This window comes from Variovorax sp. P4_D9 (assembly GCF_056401695.1).
Map to the genome: position 1 here is coordinate 1 of NZ_JBFUIU010001567.1, position 1,001 is coordinate 1,001.

A 1,001-nucleotide genomic window follows, 5' to 3' on the forward strand; every position below is an offset into this window, starting at 1 on the left:
GCGTACTCCTCGATGCGCGCCGCGACGGTCTTCGCATCGCCCACCAGCGCCGTACCGGCGCCGCCGCGCACCAGGCCGACGCCGGCCCACAGGTTGGGGCTGATCTCGAGCTCTGCGCGGGTGCGCCTGGCGCCGCCGGCATGCAGCGCGGCCATGCGCCGCTGGCCTTCGGAATCCATGCGCGCGAAGGCGGCCTGGGCGCGGATCACGGTCTCGTCGTCGACCCGGCTGATCAGCGACTCGGCGGCGCGCCAGGCTTCGTCCTCGGTCTCGCGCACGATCACGTGCAGGCGGATGCCGAACTTCAGCGCCCTGCCCTTGCGCTCGGCGCGCTGGCGCACGTCGGCGATCTTCTTCGCCACTTCGGCCGGCGGCTCGCCCCAAGTCAGGTAGGCATCGACCTGCTCGGCGGCAAGCTCGTGGGCCGCGGCCGACGAGCCGCCGAACCACACCGGCGGATGCGGCTTCTGCGTCGGCGGGAACAAGAGCCGTGCGCCCTTGACGCTCAGGTGCTGGCCGTCGTAATCGAAGCTCTGGCCGTCGTGGCTGCGCGCGATGATCTCGCGCCAGATGCGGATGAACTCGGCCGACTGCGCGTAGCGCGAGGCATGGTCCAGGAACACGCCGTCGCCTTCGAGCTCGGCCTGGTCGCCACCGGTGACCAGGTTCACCAGCACCCGCCCGCCCGACAGCCGGTCGAAGGTGGCGGCCATGCGCGCGGCCAGGCTGGGCTGGTGCAGGCCCGGCCGCACCGCGACCAGGAACTTGAGCCGCCGGGTCGCGCCGATCAGGCTCGAGGCGATGACCCACGGGTCCTCGCAAGATCGGCCGGTCGGGATCAGCACGCCTTCGTAGCCGAGCGAATCGGCGGCGCCGGCGATCTGCTGGAGATAGTCGAGATCGACCGCGCGCGCGCCCTCGGTGGTGCCGAGGTAGCGGCTGTCGCCGTGGGTGGGCAGGAACCAGAATACTTGCATGGGGATTCTTAGTCAGTTGAGAAC

Annotated in this window: 1 protein-coding gene; it reads right to left on the minus strand. The window is 71.0% G+C overall.

Annotated features, from left to right (window positions below; genetic code table 11):
* Positions 1-977, minus strand: a 977-nt coding sequence (gene ssuD, locus AC1DY5_RS56945) for an FMNH2-dependent alkanesulfonate monooxygenase (protein WP_478122925.1), incomplete at its 3' end; no start/stop codon positions are given.
* Positions 978-1,001 lie beyond the last annotated feature (24 nt).